Below are 6,310 nucleotides of genomic sequence, written 5' to 3' on the forward strand. Positions count from 1 at the left end.
TTTATGTATTAAAATTTAATGCAAATATAAATGGAATAACCAACAATTGAAGAAGGACCCCATCTTAGAATACTTTATTTAATGTAAAATTACAGCTATTACTCCTCCTCTGATTTTTCAGTATCGGTATGTAATTGACTTAAGAGTCGATCAACTTCTTCTTCGGAGGCTACTAATTTTGCCTTGCAAACAGCAATTAGCTCAGAGGCTCTTTTAATTTTTGATGCTAGTTCATCTACATTGACATCTCCAACTTCAATATCTGATACGATCTGTTGAAGTTCGTTGAATGCGTCTATATATGTATAATTTGGTTCCATTATTAATTTTGTTTTGAGGTAACTTGACTTTGCATTTTTCCATCAATGAAGATGGTTTCGACGATATCACCTGTTTGTATATCACTAATGGATTGTATAACTTTTCCATTTATTCGAGTAATAGAAAATCCTCTTTTAAGCAATTGCGCTGGATCAGCCATCTTAATGAGTCGTGATATGTTGGCTAGCTCTCCATATTTTTCTTTTAGAAAATGTTGACTAAAGAGCTGTAATCTTTGTTTTTGGATGTTTATATCATGATTTTCTTGTTGAAGTCTATTTTTACTCGTCCATGAAAGAGATTGACCAAAACCCTGAAGTTTAGTTTTTTCTTGTTCGAATTTATTCTTCGACAAAAAGATGAGTTCCTCTTGTAGTCGATCTAAAGGAATGGAGAAGTTGTGAAATTTCTGAATTAGGAAATCAGCTAATTCACTTGGTGTAATTGCATTCTTAAAGGCTACCATTTCACTTACTGTTTCATTAGTAGAGTGTCCAATACCAGTCAATACCGGTAGTGGGAAAATAGCAATAGCTTTCGCTAGATTGTAATTGTTATAAGAAGAGAGCCCAACTTCGCCCCCACCCCCACGAATAATAGCGACAGCATCGTAAGCTTCTGTTCGGTCAGCGATGACGGCTAACTGTTTAATGATAGAAGGGATTGATTTGTCTCCTTGCAACAGCGCTGGGTATAAGGTTGTTTCGATTTTGTAGCCCCAAGGATTGTTATTAATTATTTTATAAAAATCTGAAAGCCCTTTGCTTGTTTCTACCGAAATAATAGCAAGTCGTTTTGGTATAACAGGGAATGGCAATCTTCTGTTCGCGTCAAACAGATTCTCTTGTTGTAGTTTAAGAATACTTTCTTTTTTTTCACGTTCTAATTCTCCCAAGACAAATGCAGGATCAATATCTACTATTCGCAGACTCAAACCATGGATCGGATCATACGAAATGCCAGCTTGGAATAGAATGGTAATACCATCACGAAGAGGCTCATTTAATAATTTTATGAATGAATTATTTATTCTCTCAAAATCAGACTTCCAAAGGATGGATCTGATTTCGGCAACAATCTTACTTTCTTTTTTCTCAACTAATTCTGGGTAGCAATGTCCAGAGTGCTTATAGTGGTTCAGCTTATTCATTTCAGCCTTAATCCAATATAAACTTTGATAGCGGTCAGCTAGTGTTTTTTGGATGCTCTTGGTCACTTCCAACAGCGAAAAAATGGTCTTATCGTTGACTTTTTCTGGCATAATTCAAATATAAGTTAATAAAAATTTAGGAGAGAACGAAATGAAGTTGTTACTATTTATTGTTGCGTTTTTGTGCGCTTTATCAGTACATTTACGTTAGAAACCCTCGCATGCCATGATATATCGCTACAAACTACCTAGCCTTTTGTTCTGCTTAGTCCTTGCAATTTCAACGTTACAAGCGCAATACAAACAATCTATAGCAAATAGAACTCAATTGCTTTTTAATAAGGAAAATACGATCCCTTTTGGACGGTTGGATGAATTAAAAGTTGTAGTAGCAGTTTCTGATAAAGAGAAGTATAAATCATTCATTGCCCAACTCGAACGCTATGCAGATGTGACTGTAGTTGATTTGAATAAAATGAATGAAGGTGGGAAACTTTATAATACGTTTATAATAGCAGGCACTTCGTCTAATTTAGCATCCGTAAATGTTGCTCTTTTGAATCAGGCTATATCAAATCATAAAAACTTGATTTTATGTAAATTCTTAGATACTGCTGTGGGGCATATTCAAAAGACAGCTCAGTTTGGCGGTAAAATTACAGAAGTGGTTTATCCTGAATTTAGCGATGAAGCACAACGTAATCTAGCAATGAGTCTATTTGGGGGCTTGGCTATTACAGAGGGAAATTCCAAATTGAAAACTACGCAAACTCGTTTACAATATTCAAATGGCCAAGGCTCTGGTTTGAATATTGCGAAAATGACCAGAAAAATTGATGCCATAGCAGCTGAAGCAATACATGAGCAAGCGACACCTGGGCTAGTAGTGATGGCTATTAAAAATGGTCAAGTCATCTTTGAAAAGGCGTATGGCAATCATACCTACGAGGCAAAACAAAAGACTTCTGTAACAGATATATTTGATTTGGCATCAATTAGTAAAATCGCGGGAACTACACCTGTAATTATGAAATTGCAAGAGACGAAGGCGATCAACTTAGATAGCACAATGGGTAGTTATTTGTGGGATGTAAGATCTACCAATAAAAAAGATATCACACTAAGAACAGTTTTACTTCACGAGGCGGGGTTCACGCCTTTCATTCCTTTTTATAAAAATTTGAAATCAGGCGATCTTCAACGTTTTCCGTCAGCAACACATCAGGTACAACTGGCAGATAGCGCCTATTTGCGTAATCATTATTACGAAGAGGTTATGTGGCCACAAATGATGAATTCAGCTGTAAAACCATCTGGTAATTACGTCTATTCTGATATAAGTATGTATGTCATGAAGGAAGTGGCTGAGCATGTGACAAGTGTACCTATAGATGAATACGTGCAACAAATACTTTATAGACCTATCGGAATGAAAACTGCTGGTTATAATCCTCGTGCACGATTTGATAAATCTCGTATCATTCCTACAGAACATGATACTTCATTTAGAAAAGTTCTTTTAGAAGGTTTTGTACATGATCAAGGTGCGGCAATGGCAGCAGGAGTTGCTGGACATGCGGGATTATTTGCGTCGGCTAATGATTTGGCAATCTTTGGCCAATTGTTGTTGAATAGGGGAGAGTATGGTGGCACACGATATTTTAATGCGAATACCATAGATTTATTTACTTCAAATCAATCAAAAACCAGCCGTAGAGGCTTAGGATTTGATCGTTTTGACCCAGATTTGAAAAAGGAGTATCCATCCAAATTGGCTAATCCATCCGTGTACGGGCACACGGGGTACACGGGTACTTGTATATGGATAGACCCAAAGCATCAATTAGTATATATATTCTTGTCTAATCGTGTTCATCCTCAGGTCTCTTCAAAACTTTTGAATCTAAATATTCGTAGTCGTATACAAGACGCGATTTACGAAACTATCAATGAAGCGAAATAATGAAAAAAATACATATACTTAATTTTTTGGCATTTTGCACCTTTATGCATATGGCAAAAGCACAGGAAGATTATAAGAAAATTCATAAAGATATCTTAATTGTGGATGGCCACAATGATGTGATTATCTCTAGCATATTGGATGGACATGATATTAGCAATAGATTAAGCACAGGCCACACCGATATTCCGAGGTTGATAGAAGGAGGAGTAGATGTTCAAGTTTTTGCTGTGTGGTCTGATGATAAAAAATGGAAAACAGGAGCATTCAAGCATGCCAATGATCAAATTGATGCATTGGAGAAGGTTATTAAAGAGAACAAGGATAAAATCGCAATTGCTAAATCTGTAGATGATATTTATAAATTGCAACGAAAAGGCAAAATCGCTGCTGTCATAGGAATTGAAGGTGGAAATATGATTGAAGAGAGTATCCCTAATCTTGTGAAATTGCATAAGCGTGGTGCAAAATACTTGACCTTAACGTGGAATTACAACTTGTCATGGGCTACGGCAGCATCTATTGAAGATAAAAAGCCTGTAGATGAACAAAAAGGATTATCGGCTAAAGGCAAGGAAATCATTCGTAAAATGAATGAATTGGGGATGATGGTGGATTTATCGCATGGTAGCAAAAAAATGTTTTATGATGTATTAGAAGTGTCAAGTAAGCCTATTTTGGTTTCACACAGTAATGCTGCGACATTAACACCACACACAAGAAATTTGGATGATGCACAATTAGCAGCGCTTAAAAAGAATAAAGGAGTGGTCGGTGTTAATTTTTATTCTGGATTCTTGGATACAGCTTTCGAATCCCGAATACACCAGTTATATGATAACCACTTTGATATTCCGACAGAAAAAATGTCTGCTTCGCGCAAGTACCACAAATTGCCAAAAGAACTGAAATTTGAAGCTGATGCCAAATTAGAAACTCTCCTTGATCATATTGATTATTTAGTAAATAAAGTAGGAATAGATTATGTAGCGATAGGTTCAGATTATGATGGAATAGAATCTACTCCGCAGTATTTGGAGGATGTATCAAAGCTTCCACTTCTAACAAAGGCATTATTGGATAGAGGGTATAAAAAAGAAGATACCGCCAAGATAATGGGCTTGAATTTTTTGCGTATTATGAAGGAAAATGAAGAATAGTTGCGGTTAAGTGTTTGTAAAGTGTTATCTTATAGCTGATTAATCAAAATTTGCTTTATGAACATTTTAAAACACTCTCTATTTTTTTATCTTCTATTCTATATTGCGTTTTCATCTTGCTCTAAATCTTCTACAAATGTAGATACTGATGAAGAAGAAGAGATTATTGAAATTTCATCATTTTATTTTTCACAGGAACAAAATCCATTTTTACAAGAAGATCTTACACTGACTGTAAAGGATAATATCTATACGACAGACTTATCTAAATTACATGCAAAGCCATTAATTCCAACATTCAAGACCAATGCTGTAAAAGTGCTGGTCAACAATGTGGCTCAGGAAAGTGGAGTTACAAGCCGAGATTTCTCACAGCCGGTAAAATATTCTTTCATTGGTGCTAAAGGCGGTAAAAGGGATGTTACTATTCGTGTGACCTGGACCAATTTTGAAATTCCTCAATTCAATATAGCGATTGAGAATAATCAGGAAGTTACAGATAAAGAGAAATATCTAAAGGCCACATTTCGAATTGATGGTAAGACCTTTTATTCTAGTTTTGATGCGCCGACAGAAATTCGAGGTCGAGGTAATTCAACTTGGGGATTGCCTAAAAAGCCCTATAGATTGCGCCTCAACACAAAGGCTTCGATTTTGGGATTACCAGAAGCACGAAATTGGGTGTTGTTAGCGAACTATTTGGACCCCAGTCTAATGTGTAATGCTGTAGCAATGCGAATAGGTCGCGACTTGAAAGTTCCGTTTACAAATGATATTATACCAGTAGATCTGACGATAAATGGTACCTATAGAGGTAGCTACGTTCTGACACAACACCTTGAAGTTGCTGAGAATCGTATCAATATTACAAAGGCTGGATATTTATTTGAATTGGATACCTATTATGACGAGGAATATAAGTTTAGAAGTTCGAATTACAACTTGCCTATGATGATTAAGTCGCCAGAATTGGACAATCAAACTCAAGTAACACCAATCAAAGCAGATTTTGAAGAGTTAGAAAAATTAATTTTTGCCAACGATTTTCCGAATAATGGATACAGAGATAAATTGGATATTGATGTTTTTGCTAAATATTTGTTAGTGTATATTTTGACGGGTAACGAAGAATTAAACCATCCTAAAAGTACCTATATGCATAAAATTCCTAATGGAAAATTCAGTTTTGGACCTATCTGGGATTTTGATTGGGCATATGGATATGAAGCAAATCGAGTTCATTTCTCGAATCCCACGAGAGAGTTTTTTTGGTCAGAAAATAATTTGGGATCAAAATATTTCCGTCGTTTATTGAGTGATCCAGAGGTAAAGAAAGCCTTTAAGAATCATTGGCAAAATTATAAATCGACACAATTTGGATCATTACTCCAATTTGTAGATGAATATGCCGCATTGATTAAAGATTCAAAAGCAAGAGATGAGCAGGTTTGGAAGAAGGGCAAAAATTTCGAAAGTGAAGTGTCTCGACTGAAAAGTTATTTGGATGCGCGTAGAGGTTATATCGATAATATGGTTTCGAATTATTAATTTATAAAAGAAGAAGCTGTCCAAAAAGGGCAGCTTCTTTGTTTTATTTCGATTTTTAAGAAAACTTCTAATTGTTAAGCTGCATACTTGGATACAGAGGATATTTTGGATATTTTGTAATTATTGACAGTTTTGGATTCTGTTTTATTGCTAATAGAAGAGTTTATA

Annotated in this window: 5 protein-coding genes; 3 read left to right on the forward strand and 2 right to left on the reverse strand. The window is 35.5% G+C overall.

Features of this window, described 5'->3' with window-relative positions; genetic code table 11:
- Window positions 1-98: 98 nt before the first annotated feature.
- Both xseB and xseA read right to left on the reverse strand, forming a co-directional pair.
- Window positions 99-320: an exodeoxyribonuclease VII small subunit gene (gene xseB / locus IPZ78_RS16280; protein WP_225555046.1), complete on the reverse strand. Its 222-nt coding sequence runs from the start codon at window positions 318-320 to the stop codon at window positions 99-101.
- 2 nt (window positions 321-322) lie between these two features.
- A complete protein-coding gene (xseA, locus tag IPZ78_RS16285) occupies window positions 323-1,582 on the reverse strand; it encodes an exodeoxyribonuclease VII large subunit (RefSeq protein WP_225555047.1) in 1,260 nt (419 codons plus the stop codon).
- Window positions 1,583-1,697: 115 nt separating this feature from the next.
- Between xseA and IPZ78_RS16290 the strand changes: the two genes are divergently transcribed.
- The 3 genes from IPZ78_RS16290 to IPZ78_RS16300 are packed head-to-tail and all read left to right on the forward strand — an operon-like array spanning window position 1,698 to window position 6,142.
- Window positions 1,698-3,434, forward strand: a complete 1,737-nt coding sequence (locus tag IPZ78_RS16290) for a serine hydrolase domain-containing protein (RefSeq protein WP_225555048.1) — start codon at window positions 1,698-1,700, stop codon at window positions 3,432-3,434.
- A gap of 50 nt (window positions 3,435-3,484) precedes the next feature.
- Window positions 3,485-4,594, forward strand: coding sequence for a dipeptidase (locus IPZ78_RS16295; protein ID WP_225555049.1), 1,110 nt, complete (start codon window positions 3,485-3,487; stop codon window positions 4,592-4,594).
- A 57-nt stretch (window positions 4,595-4,651) separates the two neighbouring features.
- Complete coding sequence (locus IPZ78_RS16300; protein WP_225555050.1) at window positions 4,652-6,142, forward strand: CotH kinase family protein; 1,491 nt, start codon at window positions 4,652-4,654, stop codon at window positions 6,140-6,142.
- Window positions 6,143-6,310 lie beyond the last annotated feature (168 nt).

This window comes from Sphingobacterium bovistauri, from assembly GCF_020295405.1.
GTDB lineage: Bacteria > Bacteroidota > Bacteroidia > Sphingobacteriales > Sphingobacteriaceae > Sphingobacterium > Sphingobacterium bovistauri.